Origin of the sequence: Streptomyces sp. NBC_01260 (assembly GCF_036226405.1) — a bacterium.
Lineage (GTDB): Bacteria > Actinomycetota > Actinomycetes > Streptomycetales > Streptomycetaceae > Streptomyces > Streptomyces laculatispora.
Genome location: NZ_CP108464.1, coordinates 8,526,640 through 8,552,506, shown reverse-complemented (window position 1 = coordinate 8,552,506; position 25,867 = coordinate 8,526,640). Strand labels below are relative to the sequence as shown.

Annotated in this window: 23 protein-coding genes and 1 riboswitch; of the genes, 11 read left to right on the top strand and 12 right to left on the bottom strand. The window is 71.3% G+C overall.

The genetic code is table 11. From position 1 onward, the window contains the following. Positions 1-49 precede the first annotated feature (49 nt). Together OG322_RS38125 and OG322_RS38120 are read left to right on the top strand one after the other, a co-directional pair. The gene (locus OG322_RS38125; RefSeq protein WP_329307580.1) at positions 50-922 is read left to right on the top strand and encodes a LysR family transcriptional regulator; all 873 of its coding nucleotides are present in this window, start codon (positions 50-52) and stop codon (positions 920-922) included. Beyond that, entirely contained in the window at positions 919-1,833 is a 915-nt protein-coding gene (locus OG322_RS38120) for a serine hydrolase (RefSeq protein ID WP_241200338.1), read from the top strand. Before OG322_RS38125 ends, OG322_RS38120 begins: the two co-directional genes overlap by 4 nt. A 55-nt stretch (positions 1,834-1,888) precedes the next feature. On the opposite strand, the gene OG322_RS38115 is transcribed toward OG322_RS38120, so the two are convergent. Further along, on the bottom strand, positions 1,889-2,257 hold the full coding sequence (locus OG322_RS38115) for a nuclear transport factor 2 family protein (protein WP_329307579.1): 369 nt from the start codon (positions 2,255-2,257) through the stop codon (positions 1,889-1,891). 88 nt (positions 2,258-2,345) lie between these two features. Between OG322_RS38115 and OG322_RS38110 the strand changes: the two genes are divergently transcribed. Further along, positions 2,346-3,200, top strand: a complete 855-nt coding sequence (locus tag OG322_RS38110; protein ID WP_329307578.1) for a helix-turn-helix domain-containing protein — start codon at positions 2,346-2,348, stop codon at positions 3,198-3,200. A gap of 82 nt (positions 3,201-3,282) precedes the next feature. Here OG322_RS38110 and OG322_RS38105 read toward each other — a convergent pair whose 3' ends face one another. The 9 genes from OG322_RS38105 to OG322_RS38065 form a co-directional block, all read right to left on the bottom strand. Further along, the gene (locus OG322_RS38105; RefSeq protein WP_329307577.1) at positions 3,283-4,410 is read right to left on the bottom strand and encodes an LLM class flavin-dependent oxidoreductase; all 1,128 of its coding nucleotides are present in this window, start codon (positions 4,408-4,410) and stop codon (positions 3,283-3,285) included. A gap of 14 nt (positions 4,411-4,424) precedes the next feature. Continuing rightward, positions 4,425-5,528: an LLM class flavin-dependent oxidoreductase gene (locus OG322_RS38100; RefSeq protein ID WP_123465391.1), complete on the bottom strand. Its 1,104-nt coding sequence runs from the start codon at positions 5,526-5,528 to the stop codon at positions 4,425-4,427. Further along, positions 5,525-6,898, bottom strand: a complete 1,374-nt coding sequence (locus OG322_RS38095; RefSeq protein ID WP_329307576.1) for an NtaA/DmoA family FMN-dependent monooxygenase — start codon at positions 6,896-6,898, stop codon at positions 5,525-5,527. The genes OG322_RS38100 and OG322_RS38095 overlap by 4 nt, the downstream gene beginning before the upstream one ends. Positions 6,899-6,919: 21 nt before the next feature. Then, positions 6,920-8,131 carry an LLM class flavin-dependent oxidoreductase gene (locus OG322_RS38090; RefSeq protein ID WP_329307575.1) on the bottom strand — a complete coding sequence of 404 codons (1,212 nt, stop codon included), beginning with the start codon at positions 8,129-8,131 and terminating at the stop codon, positions 6,920-6,922. 75 nt (positions 8,132-8,206) lie between these two features. Beyond that, positions 8,207-8,437, bottom strand: a complete 231-nt coding sequence (locus OG322_RS38085) for a putative leader peptide (protein ID WP_123465385.1) — start codon at positions 8,435-8,437, stop codon at positions 8,207-8,209. Positions 8,438-8,439: 2 nt separating this feature from the next. Further along, a complete protein-coding gene (locus OG322_RS38080) occupies positions 8,440-9,255 on the bottom strand; it encodes a GNAT family N-acetyltransferase (RefSeq protein WP_124285914.1) in 816 nt (271 codons plus the stop codon). A 94-nt stretch (positions 9,256-9,349) separates the two neighbouring features. Beyond that, positions 9,350-10,375, bottom strand: a complete 1,026-nt coding sequence (locus tag OG322_RS38075) for a transporter substrate-binding domain-containing protein (protein ID WP_329307574.1) — start codon at positions 10,373-10,375, stop codon at positions 9,350-9,352. Positions 10,376-10,505: 130 nt separating this feature from the next. After that, positions 10,506-11,381, bottom strand: a complete 876-nt coding sequence (locus OG322_RS38070) for an amino acid ABC transporter ATP-binding protein (RefSeq protein WP_123465379.1) — start codon at positions 11,379-11,381, stop codon at positions 10,506-10,508. Beyond that, positions 11,378-12,382 carry an amino acid ABC transporter permease gene (locus OG322_RS38065; RefSeq protein ID WP_123465377.1) on the bottom strand — a complete coding sequence of 335 codons (1,005 nt, stop codon included), beginning with the start codon at positions 12,380-12,382 and terminating at the stop codon, positions 11,378-11,380. Before OG322_RS38065 ends, OG322_RS38070 begins: the two co-directional genes overlap by 4 nt. A 599-nt stretch (positions 12,383-12,981) precedes the next feature. Next, positions 12,982-13,129: riboswitch (SAM riboswitch) on the top strand. On the opposite strand from OG322_RS38065, the gene OG322_RS41800 reads away from it, so the two are divergent. Together OG322_RS41800 and OG322_RS38060 are read left to right on the top strand one after the other, a co-directional pair. Next, positions 13,107-13,232, top strand: coding sequence for a putative leader peptide (locus tag OG322_RS41800; protein WP_405698724.1), 126 nt, complete (start codon positions 13,107-13,109; stop codon positions 13,230-13,232). Its footprint overlaps the riboswitch before it by 23 nt. A 262-nt stretch (positions 13,233-13,494) precedes the next feature. Further along, positions 13,495-14,208, top strand: a complete 714-nt coding sequence (locus OG322_RS38060; protein ID WP_329307573.1) for a glutathione S-transferase C-terminal domain-containing protein — start codon at positions 13,495-13,497, stop codon at positions 14,206-14,208. On the opposite strand, the gene OG322_RS38055 is transcribed toward OG322_RS38060, so the two are convergent. Together OG322_RS38055 and OG322_RS38050 are read right to left on the bottom strand one after the other, a co-directional pair. Beyond that, entirely contained in the window at positions 14,193-16,577 is a 2,385-nt protein-coding gene (locus tag OG322_RS38055; protein ID WP_123465373.1) for an ATP-binding cassette domain-containing protein, read from the bottom strand. The genes OG322_RS38060 and OG322_RS38055 overlap by 16 nt on opposite strands. A 93-nt stretch (positions 16,578-16,670) precedes the next feature. Next, positions 16,671-17,033 carry a VOC family protein gene (locus OG322_RS38050; RefSeq protein ID WP_123465371.1) on the bottom strand — a complete coding sequence of 121 codons (363 nt, stop codon included), beginning with the start codon at positions 17,031-17,033 and terminating at the stop codon, positions 16,671-16,673. A gap of 298 nt (positions 17,034-17,331) precedes the next feature. On the opposite strand from OG322_RS38050, the gene OG322_RS38045 reads away from it, so the two are divergent. From OG322_RS38045 to OG322_RS38020, 6 genes are all read left to right on the top strand, one after another. Then, on the top strand, positions 17,332-18,069 hold the full coding sequence (locus OG322_RS38045) for an IclR family transcriptional regulator (protein WP_329307572.1): 738 nt from the start codon (positions 17,332-17,334) through the stop codon (positions 18,067-18,069). Between the two features lie 123 nt (positions 18,070-18,192). After that, positions 18,193-19,602: a hypothetical protein gene (locus tag OG322_RS38040; protein WP_329307571.1), complete on the top strand. Its 1,410-nt coding sequence runs from the start codon at positions 18,193-18,195 to the stop codon at positions 19,600-19,602. A 60-nt stretch (positions 19,603-19,662) separates the two neighbouring features. Continuing rightward, complete coding sequence (locus tag OG322_RS38035; protein ID WP_329307570.1) at positions 19,663-20,928, top strand: AAA family ATPase; 1,266 nt, start codon at positions 19,663-19,665, stop codon at positions 20,926-20,928. Further along, on the top strand, positions 20,925-22,211 hold the full coding sequence (locus tag OG322_RS38030) for a vWA domain-containing protein (protein WP_329307569.1): 1,287 nt from the start codon (positions 20,925-20,927) through the stop codon (positions 22,209-22,211). The genes OG322_RS38035 and OG322_RS38030 overlap by 4 nt, the downstream gene beginning before the upstream one ends. A gap of 254 nt (positions 22,212-22,465) precedes the next feature. After that, positions 22,466-24,100 carry a ribosomal protection-like ABC-F family protein gene (abc-f, locus tag OG322_RS38025; RefSeq protein WP_329307568.1) on the top strand — a complete coding sequence of 545 codons (1,635 nt, stop codon included), beginning with the start codon at positions 22,466-22,468 and terminating at the stop codon, positions 24,098-24,100. An 81-nt stretch (positions 24,101-24,181) separates the two neighbouring features. After that, entirely contained in the window at positions 24,182-25,867 is a 1,686-nt protein-coding gene (locus tag OG322_RS38020) for an ABC-F family ATP-binding cassette domain-containing protein (RefSeq protein ID WP_329307567.1), read from the top strand.

The following is a 25,867-nucleotide window of genomic DNA, read 5'->3' as shown; positions in this document are numbered from 1 at the left end:
GCATCAACCTCATTCACAAGCCATATCACCGCACGCCAGGAGGTACGGAGTGCTGACCGAACGGCACCTGGAAATCTTCGTCGCCCTGGCGGAGGAGGAACACTTCGGGGCCGCCGCCCAGCGCGTGGGGATTACCCAGCCGCCCCTGTCGCAGGGCCTGCGCAGGCTGGAGGCCCTGGTCGGCGTTCGCCTGTTCGACCGTGAGCGAGGAGTGTCCATCACCGAGGAAGGAGCTCTGCTGCTTCCTCACGCACGCCGCGCCCTGGCCGCGCTCTCGGAGCTCCGCGAGACCGGTGCTCGCGAGCAGGCCGACGGACGCCGGCTGCGGCTCGGGCTGGCCCCGGAGGTACCGGCGCCCCTCGCCGCCGAGGTGGCGGCCGCGCCGGTCCGGGCCGGTGAGCGGGCTCGGATCGGCATGGTCACGGCGTCAACCGCCACCTTGCTCGGTGACGTCGCGGCCGGACGGGTCGACATCGCCGTGATCCGGCATCCCTCCGTGCTGCACGGCCTCTCCGCAGGCCGGGTGATCCTGCTGCCGACCTGGGTCCTCGCCCCCGCCGGCCTCCAGGGGAGCGGTGACACGATGCCGTTGCGTCTGCCCGTCGCGGTACGCCCGCGCGCGGAAGCACCCGCGGCCCATGACCTGTTCATCGATACCCTGGCCAGCCGCGGCCGCCGCACGGAGACCGTGGTCGTCTCCGATGAGCGCGCCGGTCTCGCCCTGGTGGCGGCAGGTCAGGCCGTGCTCGTCACGGCGGACCACTCTCTGATGGCCTCCGGCGTCGAACGCCGGACGGCAACGGACCCGCCGCTTCCGCTGCGGTTGCGGGTGGCCTGGAATCCACGGCGTCCGGGAGCGAAGGAGACTGCCGGGACGGCGCAGCTGCTTGAGGACGCCCTGGCCCGGAAGGTGGCACCGTGAGACAACCGCGGCGCGGCACGGGTGCGGAGCGCACCATCCGCAGCATGTTCGACGACGCGGGCGTCCGCGGCTGGCTGCACGTGGCGGAACTGCACCGCCCGTCGGCCCAGGTGGTCATCGATCCGGACGAACAGCTGCCCCTGGGTTCGGTCTACAAGGTGCCGCTCATGGTCGCCTTCTGCCGGCTCGCGGATGCGGGGCGGATCGACCCGTGCCGACGGCTGACTCTGGAGGCCGCCGACCGGGTTGCCGGTCCGACCGGCGTCTCCGTCCTCCACGACCCCGTCACCATGTCACTGCGCGACCTGGTGACGCTGATGATGACCATCTCCGACAACACCGCGGCCGCTGCCGTCCTGCGGGCGGTCGGCCCCGACGTGGTCGACGCCGTCTGCCGCGACCTGGGTATGCCGGACACCCGCATCCACGGCGGGGTCGTCAGCACGTTCAGCCGGCTGGTCGCCGAAACGGGAGCGCAATCCCTGGACGCCGCCCTGGCACGCGTGGCGGACAACGACACCGTCGTACCGGCAGGTGTGTACGACCCGGCCTTCAAGGCGTCCAGCACACCGGCTGACATGGCACGGCTCCTGCGGGCCATCTGGACCGGCGAGGCCGCGTCGGACGACCGCTGCGCCTTCATGCGCGACGTCATGCGCAGGCAGCCGTGGACGCACCGGCTCGCCTCCGGTTTTCCCTACGACGACGTCACCGTCTACGGCAAGACCGGTACCTTCGGTTCGCTCCGACATGAAGCCGGCGTCGTCGAACTCGCGGACGGCAGCACCTACACCGCGGTGGTCTTCACCCAGGCCGCCCGGGCCGACAGCAGACTGCCGCGGGCCGACGCCGTGATCGGGGCCGCGGCCCGGGTCGCCGTGGAGGAGCTGCGGGGGAATCAGGGCACCTGAGCCGGCTCCCTCTCTCCGGCCGAGACGTCAGTACCCGGCCGGCCCACCTGCGGGATCACAGAGTCGCCACCGGATTCGGAGCGGCTGCCGGGATCTGTTCGACGACCTCCCAGCGTTCCGCGATCAGACCGTCCTGGAGACGAAAGACGTCGGCCACCGCGATGTCGAGCCCGCCTCCGGGCAGCCGCCTTCGGGAGAACATCGTCACGTAGTCGACTTCCGCCACCAGACGGCGGATGTCGATCCGGAGCTCTGCGAGGGGCAGTTTCCCCGCTGCCGCGATCCATTCGGCCTTCGTGGCGGTCCGGAACGGCAGCCCGTGATCGGCGTAGTCGTCGCGTAGCAGCGGTGCGACGGATTCGAGGTCGCCCTTGGCGTACAGCCCCAGGCACTTCAGGACCAGTTCCTTGTTGTCGTCGCTCATGTCCGGAAGTCTCGCGGCGCGGTCGGGGGCTGTCGATGAACTCGGAGTTCATGGACCGTGACCGGACTCTGCGGCTAGGGTCGGCGCCGTGGAGACGGTGGGCGGTCTGTTGCGCGAGTGGCGTCACAGCCGACGGCTGAGTCAACTCGATCTCGCGCTGGCGGCTGACGTCTCGCCCCGATACGTCAGCCTCGTCGAGACGGGCCGGTCCCGGCCGAGCGCCGGCATGGTGCTTCGCCTCGCGGCACACCTGGAGGTTCCGCTGCGGCACCGCAATCGCCTCCTGGTGGCGGCCGGGTTCGCGCCGAGGTACGGCGAGCGGCCGCTCGACGGGCCGGACATGTCGGCCGTCCGGGATGCCCTGGTCCAGGTGCTGCGCGCGCACGAGCCGTATCCGGCGCTGGTCGTGGACCGGCGTTGGAACATCGTGATGGCCAACGCGCCGGTCGAGCACTTCCTCGAAGATGTCGATCCCGGTCTGCTCGTCGCTCCGGTCAACATGGTGCGGCTCGGACTTCATCCGCGAGGGCTCGCCTCCCGGATCGTCAACCTCACCGAAGTCCGCTCGTTCTTCCGCGCCCGGTTGTCGCGTCAGGTCGCCAGAACCGGTGATCCGGTGGTCGGCGCCCTGTACGACGAGTTCTTCGCGGGGCATGAGCCCGACGGACCGGTCCCGCCGCCGGAGTCGGAGGTGGCGATTCCCATGGTCTTCCGGTTCCGGGGAGATGAGCTGAGGCTGTTCTCGACCATCACCACGTTCGGAACCCCTCAGGACATCACGCTCGAAGAGATCTCGATCGAGTCCTACTACCCGGCGGACGCCGACAGCGCCGCCCTCCTGCGAAGCACCGCGGACACCGGCCGGCCCCGCCCGGCCCACCGGCTCCCCCGGTCACCCGCTGAGCCCGATGGACCCGGGCGGGACGAAGTGAGGGACGCGTAGCGAACTGCGCCGTCCCAGGGGGTTGTGCGTCTTGGTACCGCGACGCCGGTTCCGCGATGCACAACCCCTCATCCGCAGACGGTCACCTCCCGCGCCACTCCGCGGCCAGCAGTTCGTAGGACCGCACCCGGTCCGCGTGCCCGTGGGTGATCGTGGTGATCAGCAGCTCATCCGCACCCGTCGCTTCCTGAAGACGAGTCAGTTCGTCGGCGACCCGGCCCGGGGAGCCGACGAACTGGGTGTCGAGGCGGTCCTGGACCAAGGCCCGGTCCGCGTCCGACCAGACATGGGCGCGGGCCTCGTCCGGCGTGGGGAACTCGATCGCGCCCTCGGCCGAACGGATGCTGCGGACCCAGGGACCGTAGCCGGTGGCGAGCTCGCGGGCGGTCTCGTCGTCCTCGGCGACCACCACGTCCGCGGACACGCTGACGTACGGCTTGTCGAGAACGTCCGAGGGCAGGAACGCGGCACGGTAGCCCTCCACCGCCTCCAGCACGGTGGCCGGACTGACGTGGTAGTTCGCCGCGAACCGGAGGCCGCCCCGCCCCGCGGCCCGGGCGCTCTCGCCGCCGCTGCTGCCCAGGATCCAGAGCTCGACATCGGCGCCCTCGCCCGGGACGGCATGAGCCTCGATGCCGTCCGCCGAACGGTATGTGCCCGCCAGCAGCGCCAGGATGTCGTCGATCTGCTCGCCGTAGTCCTGGGACTCGGCATGCGGCTGCTGGAGCAGTCTGCGCTGGAGCGCGACACGGGGTGAGCCGAGCAGGTGCTCGAAGGAGAAGCGGCCCGGGACACGGAGGCCGTTGGGGGCACGGCCGTCGACCACCGGGGTCGCGGACAGCGGCCGGGTGACCGCAGCGGCGGGCGGGCGACCGCCGGAGCGGCCGAGGCCCAGGTCCAGACGGCCGGGGTGCAGCGCGTCGATCAGGCCGAACTCCTCGACCGTCGACAGGGCTGTGCGGTGCCCGAGTTGTACGGCACCGGCGCCGAGCCGGATGTCCGAGGTCGCGGAGGCGGTCAGGGCGAGGAGGACCGCGGGCGAGGTACCGGCCACGCCCGGGTTGAGGTGGTGCTCGGCGAACCAGTAGCGGGCGTAGCCGAAGCTCTCGGCCTGCCGGGCCAGGTCGATGGAGTTGCGCAACGCCTCGGTGGCGGTGGAACCGGACGGGACCGGGACCAGATCGAGGACCCCGAGAGGGATGTCGGACATGGCGGAGGTCTCCTCTAGTGGCCGGCCGGCACGGATGCGGATGCTGGTGTGGATGTGGGCTCCACAGGGGCCGGGCCCCAGGCGAACGGGGGGTCGGGGATCTCCCGGCGCAGCACGGGCGCTACGTCGGACTGGAAGAGTGCGAGCGAGTCCCGGTGCCGGCGGTCGGTCAGTCCGCCCGCGTCCGCCTGCAGATGGAGGACGGTGTGCCCGAACTGCTCGTGGTAGCGGTGAACCTTCTCGATGATCTGCTGCGGACTGCCGATGAGTGCCGAGCTGCGCTCGGCGAAGTCCTCCAGGGTCGCGAACACGGGTTCCAGGCCCAGCCGTTTCTGGAACGCCAGGTTGCCCTCGTACGCGGGCCGGTAGGCGGCGAGCGCCTCCTGGGAGGTCCGGGCCGCACAGAGGCCCGCTGTTCCCGCGCCCACCGCGATGCCGGCCGGATCGTGGCCGTGGTGCTCCCAGCGCTCGCGGTAGTAGCGGATCAACTCCGCGTAGGGCTCTATGGGGTTGGTGACGTTGGCGGAGAAGAGCGGGTCGCCGTAGCGGGCGGCCAGATCGACCGACTCCCTGCTGGTCGCACTGCCGTGCCAGACCCGGATCGGCTGCTGGAGGGGTCGGGGCCACACCTCCGCGTCCTTGAGTTCCGGACGGAAGCGGGTCGCGGCGGTGACCTTGCCCTGGCGCCAGATCCGGCGGAACACCTCGTAGCTCTCGGCGTTGCGGTCCCACTGGTCGTCGGGCGTGACCTGGAAAAGATCCCGCTGGGCGGTGCCGTTTCCCTTGCCGATGATGAGTTCCAGCCGTCCGCCGGAGAGGTGGTCCAGAGTCGCGTAGTCCTCGTACGCTCGCACCGGGTCGAGGAGGCTGAGCGTGGTGACGGCCGTGAACAGCCGGATCCGGGAGGTGAGGGCGGCGATGTGGCTGAGTACGACCGGTGGTGAGGAGGAGATGAAGGGCAGCTCGTGCCGCTCCCCCACGCCGAAGCCGTCGAAGCCCAGCTCCTCGGCGAGGAGCGCGTTGTCGACCACTTCACGGAAGCGGTCGTTGGTCGGCTTCCGTACACCCGTCACGGGGTGCGGGCCGTGCACGATCAGCGTGATGGCGAGGAACTTCATGACGCCTCACGCTCTGCGCGCGCATCGTCGGGGTGGGCCAGGCCGAGATGGTCGCGCAGGGTGGTGCCCTCGTACTCCGTGCGGTACACGCCTCGTTCCTGGAGCAGCGGGACGACCTTGTCGGCGAAGTCGTCGAGGCCACCTGGCGTGATGTGCGGGGCGAGGATGAAGCCGTCGCTCGCGTCGGCCTGGACGAATTCGTTGATCGTGGCGGCGACGGTGGCCGGGGTGCCGACGAAGGACTGACGGTTTCCGGTCTCGATGACCAGGTCGCGGATGGACCACTTGTTGGCGGCGGCGCGCTCCCGCCATTCGCGGGCGGTGGCCAGCGGATCACGGTACATCCGTACCTGGGCGCGGCCGCGGGCGATGGTGTGCTCGCCGAGGTCGGGGTCGATGTCGGGGAGGGGGCCGTCCGGGTCGTACGCGGACAGGTCCCGGTTCCAGACGAACTCCAGGTGCTTGATCGCGGTGGCGCCGCTGACCTGACGGCGGCGTATCCCGCGGGCCCGTTCCTCCGCATCGGTGTCGGTGTCGCCGAGGACGAAGGTGGCCGCCGGCAGGATCAGCAGCTGGTCGGGCCGGCGGCCGTAGCGGCCGAGGCGGCCCTTGACGTCCGTGTAGAAAGCCTGTCCCTCCTTGAGGGTGGCGTACCGGCTGAAGATCGCGTCCGCGCTCGACGCGGCGAAGTCACGGCCCTCTTCGGAGTCGCCCGCCTGGAAGATCACCGGCCTTCCCTGCGGGGAGCGCGGGACGTTGAACTGTCCCTCGATGTCGAAGTGCCGGCCCTGGTGCACGAAGGCTCCGGCCTTCGCGTCGCTCAGGAAGGTGCCCGTCTGCCGGTCGGCGACGATCTCGTCCCCGTTCCAGGAGTCGAAGAGTTCGTTCGTGGCGGACAGGAACTCCTTGGCCCTGGAGTAGCGCTCGCTCTGCGGGAGGAAGCCGCCGCGGCGGAAGTTCTCGCCGGTGAAGGCGTCCCAGGAGGTGACCACGTTCCAGGCGGCACGTCCGCCCGAGAGGTGGTCGAGGCCGGCGAACTGGCGGGCCACCTCATAGGGCTCGTTGAAGGTCGAGTTGATGGTGCCGGTCAGGCCCAGGTGCTTGGTGACGGCGGCGAGGGCGGCGAGGACGGTGAAGGTGTCCGGGCGGCCCACGACGTCCAGGTCGTAGATGTGGCCGCCCTGTTCGCGCAGCCGCAGCCCCTCGGCGAGGAACAGGAAGTCGAACTTCGCACGCTCGGAGGTCCTGGCGAAGTGCGCGAAGGAGCTGAACTCGATGTGGCTGCCGGCCTCGGGGTCGCTCCACACGGTGGTGTTGTTGACTCCGGGGAAGTGGGCCGCGAGATGGATCTGCTTGAGTGGCTTGCTCATGATCGGGGGGGTCCTTCCGGCTCAGGCGGTCGCGGCGGCGTAGCGGTTGGCGGGGCGCGCGAGACCGAGCAGCCCGCGCAGGGTGTCGGCCTCGTACGCCCGCCGGAAGGCGTTCCGGCGCTGGAGTTCGGGGACCAGGCCCTGGGTGATCGCCGGGAGGTCGTGGCCGGCCACGGCGGGACGCAGCCGGAAGCCGGTCAGTCCGGCCGCCGCCTGCTCCTGGAGCAGATCGGCGAGCCCGCTGGGCGTTCCGGTGAAGATCCGGGCGTCGCTGGTGTACGGGTGTCCGGCGAGGCTGTCCAGCCGCTCCCGGCGGGCCCCGGCCCCGGCGGGGTCGTCGTCCAGGAAGACCACCAGGTCGCCGAAGACGTGCAGGGTCTCGTCGGCGCGACCGGCCGCTGTCTGTTCGGTGCGGATCTCCTCGACGATCGCACGGGCCCGGTCGGCGTCGTGCGGGGTGACGTAGCCGATGTCGGCGGAGCGGGCCACCAGCCGGTAGGGGACGGTCGCGTGGGCCAGCGCGCTGACGATCGGCTGGCCCTGGGGCGGCCGGGGCGTGATCGAGGGGCCTTTCACCCGGAAGTGCGCGCCCTCGAAATCGATGTAGTGCAGTTTCGCGCGGTCGATGAAGCGTCCGGTGGCGACGTCCCGGATTTCGGCGTCGTCCTCCCAGCTGTCCCAGAGCCGTCGCACGACCTCGACGTAGTCGGCGGCCTCGTCGAACAGGCCGGTCAGCAGCTCCTGCCCGGCGGGTGTTTCGTAGTCCTCGACGCGCAACGGCGGGAACGTACGGCGCCCGAAGTGCGCGGCCTCGTTTCGACGAGCCGTGACCTGCACCCGCAGGCCCGCGCGACCGCTGCTCACGTAGTCGAGGGTGGCGATGGCCTTGGACAGGTGGAACGGCTCCGTATGGGTGGCCACCACCGTCGGCACCACGCCTATGTGCCGGGTCAGCGGGGCGACCCGGGCGGCGATGAGGACGGCGTCCAGCCGGCCGCGGACCTGGTCGGTGCGCCCGTCGGGCTCGGTGTGGGACGAGGACTGGAGGCCGAGCCCGTCCTCGATGGTCACGAAGTCGAGCAGTCCGCGTTCGGCCTCCGTGACCAGGTCGGTCCAGTAGGCGGCCGTGAGCAGTTCACGGGGGCGGGAGACGGGTTCGCGCCAGGCGGCCGGGTGCCAGCCCGCTCCGTCCAGGGCCACGGCGAGATGCAGAGGGGAGGGTGACGACGACACGAGAGAGGTGCCTTCCTGATCGACCGTACGAAGAGGCCGGCCCCGGGCGCGGGGTGCGGCTGCGAGGGCAACGGGTCAGGAGCGACAGAGCGCGCCGGCGACGCGCAGGAGATCGATGTGCTGCCGGGAGTACAGGCGGGGGCGGCTGGGCATGGCGGTGTTCACGGCGCGGCGGCGGGTCACGGCACGCATCCGCACCTGCTCCACCTCCACCCTTCGTGCACGGCGGACCCCGGGGTCCGCACCGCCCTCGCGCTCGCGGTCCCCGTCGGGGCGCCGCTCGGTCGTCCTCAGGCACAACCGCACGGCTATGCCGTTTCTTCCGGCTGTCCGGCTTCCTGTTCCCGCGATCCCCGTACTTCCGGCTGCCGGGCTCCTGGTTCTCCAGGTCCGCGTGTCTCCGGCTGCCCGCCCGGCGCGCGCACGAGCAGGAACCGCGTGCGGCGGCGCAGGGTGAAGCCGATCGACTCGTAGAGCCGGATCGCGTGGGTGTTGCTCGCGGCCGCGTGGAGGAAGGGGGTGTCCCCGCGCTCCCTGATGCCCGCCGCGACCGCGCGGACCAGCCGGGTGGCCAGACCCCGGCCGCGGTGGTCCGGGTGGGTGCAGACGGCGCTGATCTCCGTCCAGCCCGGCGGGTGCAGGCGTTCACCGGCCAGGGCGATCAGCCGTCCGCGGTCCCGGATGCCCAGGTAGCTGCCCAGTTCGATGGTGCGGGGCAGGAAGGGTCCCGGCCGGGTGAGGGCGACCAGGTCGAGGATCTCGGGTACGTCGGCGGGTCCTAGCCGTTCCGCTTCGGGGGCAGGTTCGGCGTAGAGCGCCGTACCGACCAGCTGGACGCCGTCGCCGCTGCGCTCGATCGTCCAGCCCTCGGGCACCCCCCGGGCTCCGGAGACCGGGGTGGCGGTGCCGGGTCCGACCAGTGCGGCCAGATCGCCCCAGGCTCGGGGGTCGGCCGGGTCGGCGAGGGCGCTGAACGGGGAGACGTCCGTGGGGTATCGGGCGGCCCGGCCCAGGCGCTCGGCGAGGTCGGCGTGCGGACCGCTCAGCGCGGCCCAGGCGGCGTTGTCCAGGATGTGCGGTTCCGTCGGGCTCGGGGGCGGGGCGTGATGGACGCTGGTGGACATGGCGGTGCGGGGTCTCCGTATCCGGGAGGTGGCCGGCTCGGCGCCGCCTCATGACGGCGCGGTCGCTCGGCGGACGCGTGGGCGTGGACGTGGGTCAGGCGTTGTCGAGCGGCAGTCCGGGCGGGTCGACCCGGGAAGCGGGGACGGCCTCGTTGGAGAGGTTCCAGGCGGCGAGCCACTTGGCGTACTGGCCGTTCTTGATCAGGTGGTTGATCGCGTCGGCGACGGGCTTCGCCAGTCCGCTGCCCTTCTTCGCCGTGGCGGCGATGAGCCCCTGGAGCGTCGCACCCGCGCCGGAGAACTTGCCCGCGTTACGCGTCGGTGAGGGGGTCTTCGCGGTCTGGGTGATGTGGTAGGCGATTCCGGGGTTGGGGCCGAAGGAGATGTCGATCTTGCCGCTGGACAGGGCCAGGGCCAGGGCGTTGTTGTCCTGGTAGTACTTGACGGTGAGCTTCTCGCCCTCCTTCGCCAGTTTCGCCTTCCACTCCAGCAGGATTCGCTCCTGGTTGGTGCCGGCGCTGACGGCGACGGTCCTGCCGGCCAGGTTGCGGTAGTCACCGTCGAAATTCCAGGTGCTCTTCTTCAGCGCCTCGAAGGCGAGGTTGTCCTCCCGGTAGGAGGCGAACTCGTACTTCTTCTTGCGCTCCTCGGTGTCGGTGACATTCGACAGGGCCACGTCGACCTTGCCGCTGTCGATGCCGACGAACATGTTCTCCCAGGTCGAGTTCTTCAGCTCCGGCTTGAGCCCGAGGACCGCGGCGACCAGCCGGCCGAGGTCGGGTTCGGCGCCGGTGAGGGTCTTCTGGTCCTGGCCCACGTACGCCAGCGGCGGGAACCCGGCCGGCAGCGCGCCCACGCCGAGCACCAACGTGCCCCTCTCGGCGATCGGCTTGGGAAGTCCGGCGCTGATCGACTTCACCTCGGGCACCTTGAGTTCGGTCTCCTTGGCGGCGCCGTTGGAGAGCGCGCCGACGGTGACCGTTCCGGCCGGCGCGCTGTCGGTCCTGGTCGCGGCGTCGCCCGTGCCGCCGCACGCGGCGAGCCCGGCGGCGAGAGAGGCGACGGACGCGGCGGCCGTGACGCCGCGGAGGAATCTGCTGCGGAGACTGAGGGTGCGCATGGTGGCTGTCCTTGTCGGGTGCGGTGAGGGTGTACGGGACGGGAGTGCGGGGTGGGAGTGCGGGCGGGGCCCGGCGGCGCGGGGCGCGGGGTCACGCCGTGGAGCGACAGGCGGGCGCCCGGAGGTGGGATCAGAGCACCTTGCTCAGGAAGTCCCTGGTCCGCTCGTGCCGCGGGTGGTCCAGCACCTGCTCGGGCGGACCCTGTTCGACGATCCGGCCGGCGTCCATGAAGACGACCCGGTCGGCGACCTCGCGGGCGAACCCGATCTCGTGCGTGACGACCAGGAGGGTGGTGCCGCTGCCTGCCAGATCCTTGATCACGGCCAGCACCTCGCCGACCAGTTCGGGGTCGAGCGCGGACGTCGGCTCGTCGAAGAGGATGACCCCGGGCCGCAGGGCGAGGGCGCGGGCGATGGCCACGCGCTGCTGCTGCCCGCCGGACAACTGCCGCGGGTAGGCTGCGGCCTTGTCCGCGAGCCCCACGCGGGCGAGGAGGCCGCGGGCCTGTTCGCGTGCCTCGGCTCCGGTCAGCTTTCCGGTCGCCACCGGAGCCGCGGCCACGTTGTCCAGCACGGTCAGGTGCGGGAAGAGATTGAAGTTCTGGAAGACGAACCCGATCCGGCTGCGCTGCGCCAGGATGGCCCGTTCGCTCAGCTCCTTGAGGCGCCCGCGATGCCTGCGTACGCCGATCAGCTCGCCGTTCAGGCTGACATGGCCGATCTCGGGCTTCTCCAGGTGGTTGATCACACGCAGGAGCGTGGACTTGCCGGAGCCGGACGGTCCGAGGACGACCGCGACCTCGCCGGGCCGCACGGCCAACGCCACGCCTTCCAGGACGCGTTGGGAGCCGTACCACTTGTGCACATCGTGCACCTCGACCGCGGCGGGGCGTGTCGCGAGGGTCTTTACGATCTCCGCCGCCGTTCCCGTCCCGGACGCCCCAGTCGTGCCGGCCGCGCCGGTCTTCTCGATCGCCCCGGCCTCTTCGGTCGCCCTGGCGGTCATATCGCCGTCTCCTTCCGGACCCGAGCCCGTAGATCGCCGAGACCGGTCCACAGCTTCTGCCGCGGCGTCGGCGGCAGGGTGCGCAGCGCGCCCCGCGCGTAGTACCGCTCGACGTAGAACTGGATGACGGACACGACGCTGGTGAGGATCAGGTACCAGGCGGTGGCCACCAGCAGCAGCGGCACAATGTCGCCGGGGTAGGTGCTGCCCATGCTCTGCACGGAGCCGAACAGGTCGAGCAGCGAGACGTAGAAGACCAGCGAGGTGCCCTTGATCAGGCCGATCAGCTGGTTGACGTAGTTCGGGGTGATGGAGCGCAGGGCCTGCGGAAAGACGATCTTCGCGAACTGGTACCGCCTCGGGAGGCCGAGGGCGGAGGCCGCCTCGTGCTGGCCCTGATCGACCGAGAGGATGCCGCCGCGGACCACTTCGGAGGCGTACGCCGCCTCATTGAGGCTCAGGCCGATGACGGCTACGGCCATGTCGGTGGCGAGGCGGGACTCGTCGAAGGTGAAGAACGCCGGGCCGAACGGCACTCCGACGCTCAGTGTGCGGTAGAGCGCGCTGAAGTTGTAGAGGAACAGCAGGACCACGATCAGCGGCACCGATCGGAACAGCCAGGTGTAGACCCAGCTGACCGCGCGCAGCACCGGGCTCGGGGAGAGTCTGGCCAGTGCCAGCAGTACGCCACCGAGCAGCCCCAACGCGGCGCTGTACACGGTGACTTCGAGGGTGATGAGCAAGCCTTCGAGGATCGTGGGCCGCAGGAACCAGTACTGGAACCGGTCCCACTGGTAGAAGGGGTTGGTCGCCAGGCCGTGGACGGTCTGGGCGACCAGCACGAGCACGACGGCCGTGACGATCCAGCGGCCGGGACGCAGCAGCGGAAGGACCCGCTGCGCCGTCAGGGGCTTCGGCGCTGAGGGTGGGCCGGGGCGGGTGACCGCCTCGGGGGGCGGCGCTGATCCCGAGGACACAGCGACGCCAGGAGATTCACTCACGGAGGGCTCCAGCGGATGCGGACAGCCCGGACCGCGGCCGGCAGCGACGCCGCGCCGATCAGGGACGAATCGGCGGGACGCGGCGAGCGGCGCGGAACGGGGGCCGGGCGGGGAGAGGGCGCACCGCGACAGCGGTGGACGTCAAGGACTCGGAAAGCTGAGGCTCAGAAGAGCGGAGAGCCGGGAGGCCAGAGGCTCAGAAGGCCGTCAGCCTTAACAGGAAACGCGACAAACGGCCGTACACAGTGCGCTGTTGACGCGCTGCAGGTCGACGGAGCGGTCCGCGCACAGCAGGACGCGGCCGCGGGACCGCCAGGCAGCCATCCCCTCAGCTGCGTGCATCGCTCTCACCGTCACCATTCCGCCCCGCGGGGCCTCACGTCTGCCGAACGTCCACCGGTCCGGTCCGAACCCGGGCACCCCACCGCGTACGAGGGTTGCCGACTGCCGCACCAGAGAATTTCCTGACGCTCATCACCGGTCCGCGCCGCAAGTTAGGCATGGCCCCCGAGGGAATGTCAACGCCGGTGACCACCAGGCGAGACGGCCCGTCCGGCCTTCTTGACGGCGTCACGTGGGGCACCGAAACTGACATGGACGGTCACGATTGTCAGCGCTTCCTGTGCGGGTTTCGCCCTGCTCAGGCAGTTCATCGGCCCCGGCCCGCTGGCAGGCAACCCTTCCACCGCGACGGGGTGCCCCGGGTGACGACCGGGTCCTGCCGGTGCGGCGGGGCAAGCGTGGTCTCGCGTCTCGCGAGCCCCGAAGTCGGGACCGGTGGGAATTGCCCAGGAACGGCTTGACGAGGCGTCTGCACATCGATCTGCAGCGGGTCTCCAGCGCTTACTAGCCCGGCATTCCCGGACGCGTACCGGCCCGCCCGTTCCATCCGGACCGGTACGAAAGCGCAGTCGGTCGACATCCGGCCGCTGGTGCCCACGAGGCGGCGGCGGCGGCTTCCTCGTTCCCGCAGGGATTCCCACAGTGATTCCCATAGGAGAGTCATGCCCGAGACAGCTTCTCGCAGTTCCAGCACAGACAACTCAGCTACGTGCGAACCCATTTCACCCGGGGCGATCGCGTTCGCCCCACGCCTTCGCCCCACGGCCGCGGTGCGGTCCTCCCGCATCCACAGCCGTATCGGCGTCGGCCTGGCCGGCGGCTTCTACCCGGCACCGCACCGCTACGAGCTTTTCCTGTCGTCGAGTTGTCCGCGCTCTCTCCGCATCTCGATCACCCTCGGTCTGCTCGGCCTCAAGGACTCGGTCGCCACCACACTCCTGGGACACCCCGCCGAGACACCCGATGCGTACGCCTCGCTGCGCAGCGCGTACGAGGCCACGATGCACCACTACGACGGAGCGCTGACGGCGCCCGCCCTGTGCGACCGGTGGAGCGGACGCATCGTCAGCAACCACACCCCCGACATCCTCCGCGACCTCGCGGGCCTGCTGTCCGGCCACGACGAGGCCTGCCCCTCCTCCCTGCGCCCGCCGGGCCTCGCCGCGGACATCGAAGCCCTCCGCGACCTGCTGGACCGCGACGTCACCCCGGCCGCCGGGCCCTCGGAGCGTTCGGCGGCGCTGGACCTGCTGAATCACCACCTCGCCCTGCGGCCCTACGTGCTGGGCGAGGAGCTGACCGCTGCGGATGTGGACCTGTGGGTGGCGCTCGTCCATCTCGGCCCGGCCGGCACCCTTGGCGGCCACCCCCGGCTCCGGGACTACGTGAGGCGCCTCGGCGACCACCCCGCCTTCCCGGACACACCGGGCAGGACGGCGGCAGCCGAGGGCCTCGGTCAGGGCCTTCCTCAGGCGCCGACGTAGGCCGCGAGGTGCTCGCCGGTGAGGGTGGAGCGGTCCGCGACGAGGTCGGCCGGGGTGCCCTCGAAGACGAGGCTGCCGCCGTCGTGGCCGGCGCCGGGGCCGAGGTCGATGATCCAGTCGGCGTGCGCCATGACCGCCTGGTGGTGCTCGATCACGATGACCGACTTGCCGGAGTCCACGAGCCGGTCGAGCAGGCCGAGCAGTTGCTCGACGTCGGCGAGGTGGAGGCCGGTGGTCGGTTCGTCGAGGACGTAGGTGCCGCCCTTCTCGCCCATGTGCGTGGCCAGCTTGAGCCGTTGCCGCTCGCCGCCGGACAGGGTGGTGAGCGGCTGGCCGAGGCTGAGGTAGCCGAGCCCTACGTCGGCGAGCCTACCGAGGACGCGGTGCGCGGCCGGAGTGTGCGCCTCGCCCTGGCCGAAGAACTCCTCGGCCTCGCTCACCGACATCGCGAGCACCTCGCTGATGTCGCGGCCACCGAGGTGGTATTCGAGCACCGAGGCCTGGAACCGCTTCCCCTCGCACTCCTCGCAGACGGTGGCGACGCCCGCCATCATCGCAAGGTCGGTGTAGATGACGCCGGCGCCGTTGCAACCGGGGCAGGCGCCCTCGGAGTTGGCGCTGAACAGCGCGGGCTTCACGTCGTTGGCCTTCGCGAACGCCTTACGGATCGGGTCGAGCAGTCCGGTGTACGTCGCGGGGTTGCTCCGTCGTGAGCCGCGGATCGCACCCTGGTCGATCGACACCACCCCGTCCAGGCCCGAGACCGAGCCGTGGATCAGCGAGCTCTTGCCGGAACCGGCGACTCCGGTGACGACGGCGAGGACACCGAGCGGAATGTCGACGTCCACGTCACGCAGGTTGTTCGCCTTCGCGCCGCGGATCTCCAGCGCGCCGGTGGGCTTGCGCAGCGTGTCCTTGAGGGTGGCCCGGTCGTCGAAATGGTGGCCGGTGACGGTGCCCGCGGCCCGCAGCCCCTCGACGGTGCCCTCGTAGCAGACGGTCCCGCCCGCCGTCCCGGCGCCGGGGCCGAGGTCGACGACATGGTCGGCGATCGCGATCGTCTCCGGCTTGTGCTCCACGACGAGCACCGTGTTGCCCTTGTCCCGCAGGCGCAACAGCAGATTGTTCATCCGCTGGATGTCGTGGGGGTGCAGACCCGCGGTGGGCTCGTCGAAGACGTAGGTGGTGTCGGTGAGTGAGGAACCGAGATGACGGATCATCTTGACGCGCTGCGCCTCGCCGCCCGACAGCGTGCCCGCCGGCCGGTCGAGCGCGAGGTAGCCGAGGCCGATCTCCACGAACGAGTCGAGGGTCTGCCGCAGCGCGGTGAGCAGGGGCGCCACCGAGGGTTCGTCGAGGTCGCGGACCCAGGCGGCCAGGTCGCTGGTCTGCATCGCGCAGGCGTCGGCGATACTGATCCGCCTGATCTTCGAGGACCGGGCCCCCTCGCTGAGCCGGGTGCCCTCGCACTCGGGGCAGGTGGCGAAGGTGACCGCCCGCTCCACGAACGCCCGGATGTGCGGTTGCAGCGCTTCCTTGTCCTTGGACAGGAACGACTTCTGGATCTTGGGGATCAGGCCCTCGTAGGTGAGGTTCACACCCTCGACCTTGACCTTGGTCGGCTCCCGGTAGAGGAAGTCCTGCATCTCCTTCTTGGTGTACTTGCGGATCGGCTTGTCCGGGTCGAGCAGGCCCGATTCGGCGTAGACCCGGACGGTCCAGAAGCTGTCGGACTTCCAGCCGGGAATGGTGAAGGCGCCCTCGGCGAGTGACTTGGAGTCGTCGTAGAGCTGGGTGAGGTCGATGTCGGAGACGTTGCCCCGGCCCTCGCAGCGCGTACACATGCCGCCCGTACGGTCGAAGGTCGCTTTCACCGTCTTCTTGGCGCCGCGCTCGACGGTGATGGCACCGCTCGCCCGGACCGAGGGGACGTTGAAGGCGTACGCGCTGGGCGGGCCGATGTGCGGCTTCCCGAGCCGGCTGAACAGGATCCGCAGCATCGCGTTGGCGTCGGTGGCCGTGCCGACCGTGGAGCGCGGATCGGCGCCCAGCCTCTGCTGGTCGACGATGATCGCGGTCGTCAGCCCGTCCAGGACGTCCACCTCGGGCCGTGTCAGCGTCGGCATGAAACCCTGCACGAAGGCGCTGTAGGTCTCGTTGATCAGCCGCTGCGACTCCGCGGCGATCGTGTTGAACACCAGCGAGGTCTTGCCCGAGCCGGAGACACCGGTGAACACCGTGAGCCGCCGCTTCGGAATCTCGATGCTGACGTCCTTGAGGTTGTTCACGCGCGCGCCGTGCACGCGGATCACATCGTGGATGTCGGCAGCGTGCGGCGCAGGCGACTGCGCGTCCGTCCTGGTGGCCATACTTATCGATTCTCCATCTGTCTGTCGGTAAGGGCCGCGATGCGCGACCCCCGTCGCGCATTCACCCACGGTCACGGACGCACGGCCGGCGGTTCAGCGCTCAGCGTCCTGAAGCAACCCGAGGACGTTACCGTCGGGATCGGTGACGGTCGCCACCAGGCGTCCGCCTCCGACATCGTGCGCGGGCTCCTTCACGGTGGCGCCCGCAGCGGTGACCTCGGCCAGCTTCGCCTCGATGTCCGGCACGTGCCAGTAGGCCACGGGTGAGGTCATGCTCTGCGGTCCCCCGGCCGGCACCAGCCCGATGTGCTGGCCCCCGGCCTCGAAGCCGACGTAGTAGGACTCGTCGGCCTGCGGCGGTACACCGAGCAGCGCCGTGTACACCGCCTTGGCCGCCGCCAGGTCGGACACGGGATGCAGAACGGTCTTGATCCCCTGGGTGGACGAGCTGGTCATGGTCGCTCCTGTGGTTCGTGGGGCACATCGGCCCGGTGTGGACGGTCGCGCCGAGCCGGCAGCTGGGCGCGGAACCGGCGGTCGCGGTCGGCGTTCGGTTTCTCGGCCGCGGTGGCCAGTCGCTCGCTGTCTGGCCATCACGCTAGCTGCGGCTCGGTGGCCGCGCTTCTCCATTCCTGATCGGTCCGGTCAGCCGTCCCGGACCGCGCGACGTCCCTTCATCGCTGCACGCGCCCCAGGTCAGGGCCGTACACAGGACGTATTGCCGCCTTCCGGCACCGGGTCCATGCTTATGGGCATGGGTGACGAGGCGGGCCCCGAGCTCACCGCGAACGTCCAGCGTGCTCTCCGAGTGATGGAGGCGGCAGGGGCGCACGCGGCGGAAGTACCCGTGCAGCAGCTGGCCCGGGAGGCGGGGCTGCCCCTGGCCACCGCCCAGCGGCTGCTGAAGGCACTCGCGCGGGACGGCTACCTGACCGAGCTGGACGACGGCGCGTTCACCCTCTCCCCCGACCACTCTTCCCTGGAGCAGCTGGATCGTGTCCGGCCCGTCCTGACGTCCCTGCGGGACGAACTCTCGGCCGCGGTCTATCTGTCGCTGTACGAGGAGGGCGAAATCCGTGTCATGGAGATCGCCGACAGCACTCAGGTGCCACGCGTGGATCGCTGGGTCGGATTCCAGGACGCGGGACACGCCACGGCTCTCGGGAAGAGCGTGCTGCGCGAAATGGACGGGAAGGCGCGCGCCGAGTACTTCTCCCGGCACTCCCTGACCGGTCTCACGCCCCGCACGATCACGCGCAGGGAGGAGCTGCTGCGGCAGCTCGACTCGTCACCGGCAGCGCCGGTCGTCATGGACCGGGAGGAGTACGCTCGCGGTACGACCTGCGTCGCCGTGCCGGTGTACAGCGGTGCCCAGATCGGTTCGCTCGGTATCTCCTTCCGGTCGGACCGGATGTACCGGACCAGCCGGGTCCGCGCCGGGCTGCTGTCGTCGGCGATGCGCGTGACCATGGGGCTGTCGCTCCCCGACTGAGCCCCGCCGCACGGCAGTTCGGCCGGCGCCCTGGCAGTTCGGTGCCCGGAGCGATACGATCACCGCGATGACGACTCACTCTGTTCACAGATTGGGGGACCCGTCCGCGCAAGGTGAGTGCTGATGCTCACTGAGACCGCGAACCGGGATTCCCGCTTTTCCTACTGGCTGCGCGTGCGTGAGTTCGCCGTGCCGCCCTCCATGATCGACACTGCGACCGCCCGCCGTTCCGCCGGGGACTGGACAGGCGCATGTGCTGCCGCAGGCATCGACGTAGATCTGAATCTGCGTTCCGTCGCGTGCGTTCACGGCCGCGACCTCGCGGCCCGCATCCGTGTCGATCTCCGGCATCTGGCGCCCGACCTGTTGCGCTGGCACCTGCCGAGAATCGCTCCTGACGGGCTGCTGCGCCCGGGGCTGACCATCGCTCTGGCCCAGTACGACGCCGAAGGCCGTGACGGCCCGTGCCCGGTGCGACTCGTGGTCCGGACCCCGCCTGCCTGGGCGGACGGCGGACAGCGCATCAGCCTCGCGCTGTGGGACGGATCCCTCTCCGACGCCGGTACGCGCCGGCACCCGCACCCCCATCCCAGCCGGCGGTTCCGCCTCGACCTGCACCGTCACCTGTGGGATGCCCGCAGGGCCGACGAGCTGCGGAGCCGCTCCGGGGCCGATCGGCCGCCCGCCCACGGCCGTCATGCGCTGAACCCGCAGCTGCTGGTACCGATGCCGCGACTGCTCCGCTGCGCCGTTGACCGGTGGGGGGACGAGGCCGGAATTCTGCTCCGTGCCGAGGGGCTCCCCACCGGACCCGTCACCGTGCGGTGCGGGGCCCGGCGCCGGCTGATCCTGGAACCGGTGGTGGACGGGGACGGTCACGGGCCGCCCGCGTTGCGGATCTCGGCGGCGTCCACGGACGCGGCCGCCTCCGCGCTGCCGGTCCTGCCCGACGCGGCGACCTGGGTGCCACCCGACCTGGAACTGCTCCGTGCCGGTGCGATCGAGGCCGACGGGCTGCACCCGCTGGTCGCCTCGGCGTTGGTACCGGGTCATTCACCGTCCGGTCCCGGCCGGGATCGGGACCGGGCGGGACGACCGCGCCTCGTCGAGTGCCGGGGCGCTCAGCATCGGATCGGCCTGGTCAACGGGGTGCTGGCGCCCCTCGACCACGATCCGGCCGAGATCCGCCGCGAGGAGCTGCTGGTCGCCCTGACCGGTACCCCGCTCCCCTGCCTGCGCGCCATCGACGAGGCGCACCGCCATCCGCACTGCCTGGCCGGTGTCCGGGAACGGCTGGTCCATGGCGACACCTCCGGTGCGCTGGCCGTCGTCGAGGGCCTGCTGGGCCCCGACGCGATGCTGCGCAGCGGCGCCCTGCGGGACGAACTGGAGGCGGCCGCGCTGCGGCGGGTCACCTACGGACTGTTCAGGGCCGGCCTGACCGGCGGCGGTCCCGGGCCCGACCGGATCCCTCCGGATCGTCTCCGGTCCCGTGACCACAGCTCCCGCCCGCGCCTCGCGGCCTTCCACTGACCCGAGGGCCCTGCCCTTCGCGCCCACGCGCCCCACCACGAACCCCATAGGTGATCAGACATGCCCGCATACGCCCCGTTCTCATCGACCGAGACCTCTGCCGGCCCGGCCGCCGACGTCCCCCAGCTCGACGTCGCCGGTGAGTTGCTGGCCCTGCTGCGCGACACCGGAACCGAACCGCGCCCCGACACGCAGCTGGAGGCGTTGACCCTGGCCGTGGCCGCCGACCTGCCGGTGGTCCTGTGGGGTGAGCCGGGAATCGGCAAGACCGCTGCCCTGACCCAGCTTGCCGCGGCCCTGGATCTGCCGCTGACCACCGTCATCGCCAGTGTGCACGAGCCGTCCGACTTCTCGGGACTGCCCATCGTCGGGGACGATCCCGCGGAACAGGGTGTTCCGATGGCCCCGCCGGACTGGGCCGTGCGGCTCGTACGGGCCGGGCGCGGGCTGCTGTTCCTGGACGAACTGTCCACCGCCGCCCCGGCCGTTCAGGCCGCCCTGCTCCGCCTGGTGCTCGAACGGCGGATCGGCTCCCTGCAACTGCCGTCCGAGGTACGGATCGTGGCGGCCGCCAACCCGCGGTCGTCGGCCGCCGACGGCTGGGAACTGAGCCCGCCCCTGGCCAACCGGTTCGTCCATCTTCAGTGGACCCACGACCACGAGGTCGTCGTACGCGGCCTCGGTGGGACCTGGCCCCGCGCGACGCTGCCACGGCTCGCCCCGGAGAGGCTGCCGGAGGCGGTGGACTTCGCCCGCCGTGCGGTGTGCGGGCTTCTCTCCGCCCGCCCCGCGCTCGTACACCGGCTGCCCAGCAACGAGGCGCGCCGGGGCGGTCCTTGGCCGTCGCCCCGAACCTGGGACATGACGCTGTCGCTGATCGCCTTCGCGACCGCGGCCGGTTCTTCCCGGGATGTGCTCTCCGCACTGGTCAGAGGCACGGTGGGGGACGGTCCGGGGCTGGAGCTGCTGGCGGGTCTGGACCGGATGGACCTCCCCGATCCCGAGACCCTGCTCGCCGACCCGGCGCACGCCGCCCTGCCCGAGCGGGGGGATCTGCGTCAGGCCGTGCTCGACGGTGTGGTGGCCGCGGTCCGCAATCGCCCGGAGAAGTCCCGCTGGGACGCGGCGTGGGCGCTCCTGGTCCGGGCGCTGGAGACCGGGGCCCCGGATCTGGTGGTCGTCCCCGCGACCACACTCGCCTCGTTGCGCCAGGAGGACTGGGACGTTCCCGCCTCGATCGAGCAGCTGGCCGGAGTCGTGTCACTGTCCCGGCGGGCGGACCGGGCGGCGACCCGGACCGCGGCCGCCGCGCAGGCCCGCCGATGACCTTCAGGACGCCGGGAACACCCGGAACGCCGACCGCGCCCGTACCGCTGGACCTCGGCAAGCTCTTCGCCGCCCGGCTGCACGCCGCCCGGGTCCGCCCCTACTTGGCGACGGCACTGTTCGCGCTGCACACCGTCGAATCGCGGCGGGTGCCGACCATGGCCGTCGACCGGCACTGGCGGTGCTACGTCTCCCCGGCGTTCGTGGCGGCGACCCCGGTGGAGGAGCTGGCCGGGGTGTGGGTGCACGAGATCTCGCATCTGCTGCGCGACCATCACGGACGCGGTGACCGGGTCGCGCGGGAACGGGGGCTGACCGGTCCCGGGGAACGGCTGCGGATGAACATCGCCGCGGACTGCGAGATCAACGACGACGTGTTCGGCGAGGGGCTGGCCCGGCCTGAAGGCGCCGTCGGCCCGAAGGCCCTGGGGCTCCCCGAGGGGGAGCTCATGGAGGACTACCTGCGCCAGTTCCGGCTGGGGCCGCGCACCCAGAGCCTGGCCTGGCTGGACTGCGGCAGTGGGGCCGACGGGCTGGAAAGGGAGTGGGACCTGGGACCGGACGGGTCGCACGGCCTCAGCGCGCAGGAACGGGACGCGGTTCGCTTCCGGGTGGCCCAGGGCATCACCGGCCGCCCGGGGGACGCCCCGAAGGGGTGGCAGCGGTGGGCGGAGGAGGCGTTCCACCCGCCGCAGGCGTGGCGGGAGTTGCTGGGGGCGGCCGTGCGCTCGGCGGCCTCGGGCTCCGGCGCCGGCCAGGACTACAGCTACGGCCGCCCGTCCCGACGCTCGGCCGGGGTGCCCGGCGCCGTTCTGCCGAGCCTCCGTCGCCGGCCGCCCCGGGTCTCGGTGGTCATCGACACCTCCGGTTCGGTCAGTGACGCCGAACTGGGCAGCGCGCTCCTGGAGGTCGCCTCGATCTCCCGCGCCGTGGGCGGCCGCCGGGACCTGGTCACCGTCCTGTCGTGCGACGCGGCTGCCGGGGTCGTGCACCCGCTGTGCCGTGCCGAGGGAATTCCCCTGGTGGGCGGTGGGGGCACGGATCTGCGCTCGGGTTTCACCAAGGCGCTGCGGGCACGGCCCCGTCCTGACGTCGTCGTGGTCCTCACGGACGGGCAGACGCCGTGGCCCGCCGCGCGGCCGGCGTGCCGGACGGTGGTCGGTCTGTTCCCCCGGCAGCACTCACGCGGGTCGTGGAGCGAGGACCGTCCCGATGACGTACCGGACTCACCGCCCGCGTGGGCGCGCACGGTTGTCATCGGTTCGCCTGCCGGTGCTCGGTGAGCCCTCTCGCAACGGTCGGCGCCGCTCAGAAAGCCCGGTTGCGGCACGCCTGTTAGTGTGGTCACGCTGTTCAGCGTGTACGGAGGAGATCAGACATGGCGGGTGACGACGACATCTCCGGGTGATACCCGGAGCTGACCGGCCACCGGCAGGCGCCCAGGAGCGCCGCCGCAGTGGCCATGTCGTTGTTCCCTTTGTCCATTCCTGCGGGGCCGCACTGTGTGCCGCCCCGGGTCACACGCGAGGTCTCCCGCATGTCCGACGCTTCCATCATCTGCTCCGGCCTCTCTTTCTCCTGGCCCGACGACACCCCTGTTCTCCACGACCTGTCCTTCACCGTGGGGAGCGGCCGTACGGGCCTCGTCGCTCCCAACGGGACCGGCAAGAGCACCCTGCTCAGGCTGATCGCCGGCGAACTCCGCCCCACCGCGGGCTCCGTCTCCGTGGGCGGCACACTCGGCCACCTCCCGCAGAGCCTCCCCCTGACCGGAGAGCTGACGGTGGCCGAGGTCCTGGGGGTCGACGCGGTGATCCGCGCCCTCGACGCCGTCGAATCCGGTGATGTCACCGAGGACCACTTCGCGGTCATCGGAGACGACTGGGACATCGAGGAGCGCACCCGCGTACAGCTGGACCGGCTCGGTCTGACCGGCATCACCCTCGACCGGAGCACCGGCACACTCAGCGGCGGCCAGGTCGTCTCCCTCGGCCTGGCGGCCCAGCTGCTGAAACGGCCCGACGTGCTACTGCTCGACGAGCCGACGAACAACCTGGACCTCGATGCCCGTCGCACACTCCACGACGCGCTCGACGCATGGAACGGCACGCTGCTGCTCGTCAGCCACGACCGTGCGCTGCTCGACCGCATGGACCGCATCGCCGAACTCGACGACGGCGAACTACGCCTCTACGGAGGCGACTTCAGCGCCTACGAGGAAGCCGTGCGGGCCGGGCAGGAGGTCGCCGAGAAAAACGTGCGCAACGCCGAACAGGAGCTGAAGCGGGAGAAGCGGGAAATGCAGCAGGCCCGCGAACGGGCCGAGCGCCGGGCGAGCAACGCGGCCCGCAACCTCAAGAACGCGGGTCTTCCGCGCATCTTCGCCGGGAACATGAAGCGGGGCGCCCAGGAGTCCGCGGGCCGGGCCGGCCAGACCCATTCCGCCCGGGTCGGCGAGGCCAGGGCCCGGCTGGACGAGGCCGGTCGCGCGGTACGCGACGAGCAGCGCCTCACACTCGAACTGCCGGACACCGTCGTGCCCGCCGGACGCACCGTTCTGCTCGCCGAGCGGATGCGGGTGCGCCTGGGCGGACGGGACCAGTTCTCCGGCGAGGGAATCGACCTGACGATCCGCGGCCCCGAACGCATCGCGCTCACCGGCCCCAACGGCGCGGGAAAGACCACCCTGCTGCGCCTGATCAACGGCGAACTCCCGTTGGTCGGCGGCGAGATCAGGCGGTCCGGCGGGCGGATCGCCTATCTGTCCCAGCGGCTCGACCTGCTCGACCTCGACCGCACGGTGGCGGAGAACTTCGCCGTGTCCGCCCCGCACCGGGCCGAGGCGGAGCGGATGAACCTGCTCGCGCGCTTCCTTTTCCGGGGCGACGGCGCCCATCTCCCCGTCCGGGTGCTGTCCGGTGGCGAACGCCTGCGGGCCACCCTGGCCTGCGTCCTGTGCGCCGAACCGGCCCCGCAACTGCTGCTCCTGGACGAGCCGACCAACAACCTCGACCTGACGAGCGCCGACCAGCTGGAGGGCGCACTGAGCTCCTATCAGGGGGCGTTCGTGGTCGTCAGCCACGACAAGCGCTTCCTCGCCAGGATCGGGGTGGACCGGTGGCTGAAGCTGGCCGGCGGCGAGCTGCTGGAGACCGGAGCTCCGCAGGTGTGAGCCGCTGACGTGCTGTCCTGGCCCGCGCCCGAGGCCGAGCGCCCGGCGGGCCGAGAACCGATCACGTTGGATGGGACCACCATGCCCGCACCCGCACTGCTCGCACATGACATCGTCCGCACCCTCGGCTCCAGGCGCGTACTTGACGGGGTGAGCCTCACCGTCGCGCCCGGCCACCGCATCGGCCTGATCGGGGAGAACGGCGTCGGCAAGTCGACTCTGCTGCGCCTGCTCGCCGGTACGGACGAGCCCGACACCGGCAGCGTCACCAGGCCCGCCGATGTGGGCTTCCTGCACCAGGAGATGGCGTTCGACGCCACGTCGACGATCGCCGACGTGCTGGACGACGCCCTCCGCGAGGCCCGGGAGGACCTCGCGGAAATCGACCGGCTCACCGAGGAGCTGGCCCGCGCCCCGCAGGACTCCGCCGGTTACGCCGAACTGCTGGAAACGTACGGCCGACGGCTCGAACTGGCCGAGGAGCGGGAGACGTGGGACGCCGACCGGCGCGCCGCCGTCCTGCTCACCGGTCTCGGACTCGCGGCGCTGCCGTACGAACGGACGCTCGGCTCACTCTCCGGCGGGCAGCGCGCCCGGCTGTCGCTGGCCGCGCTGCTGGTGCGGCGTCCTTCGGCCCTCCTGCTGGACGAGCCGACCAACCACCTCGACGACGAGGCCGCCGCCTTCGTGGAGGAGCAACTGCGCGGGATGCCGGGGCCCGTCGTCATCGCCAGCCACGACCGGGCCTTCCTGGACGCCGTCTGCACGGATCTGATCGACCTCGATCCGGCCGTCGACGGTCCCGTGCGGTACGGCGGCGGCTACAGCGCCTATCTGGCCGTGAAGCGGGCGGAGCGGGCACGCTGGGAGCGGCGTCACACCGAGGAGCAGGAGGAGATCGAGGCGCTGCGCCGCTCGGCCGATGTGACGGCGCGGCAGGTCGCACCGGACCGCGGTCCGCGCGACAGCGAGAAGATGGGGTACGGCCTCCGGGCGGGCCGGGTGCAGAGCCAGATCGCGCGCCGGGTCCGCAACGCCTCCCGCCGGCTGGAGGAGTTGGAGCGCCGTCGGACCGGCGAGCCTCCGCGGCCGCTGCGGTTCCGGCACACGGGTCTCGCCGGGGCCTCGGCCGACGGCACCCTGGTGTCCCTCCGCGGGGTGCGCGTTCCGGGCCGCCTGGCCATCGGCCGCCTCGACATCGCGGCGACCGAGCGGCTCCTGGTCACGGGCGGCAACGGCGCGGGAAAGTCGACGCTGCTCGCCGTGCTCGCCGGACAGCTCACCCCCGAGGGCGAGGTGGGCCGGCGTCCCGGGCTGACGGTCGGGGTGCTCGCGCAGGACACCCGGTTCGCGCGGCCGGACCGTGCCGTCCATGAGACGTACGAGCGCGCCCTGGGCATCGACCGGGCCGAGGAGGTGCCGCTGGCCTCGCTCGGCCTGCTGCACGAGGGAGACCTGGACAAGCCGGTGGGGCAGTTGTCGGCCGGCCAGCGCCGCAGGCTCGCCCTGGCCCTGCTGACGGCCCGGCCGCCACAACTCCTGCTGCTCGACGAACCCACGAACCATCTGTCCCCGCGGCTCTGCGACGAGTTGGAGGAGGCCCTGGGAACGGGGCCCGGTGCCGTCGTCCTGGCCAGCCATGACCGCTGGCTGCGCAAGCGGTGGCAGGGCCGTGGCATCCGGCTGCACCCGGAGCAGGGGGACGGATCGGGTTCGCGGGGCGGGTCCGACGGTGTCGTACCCGGTGGGGAATCCGGGCTGCTGTGA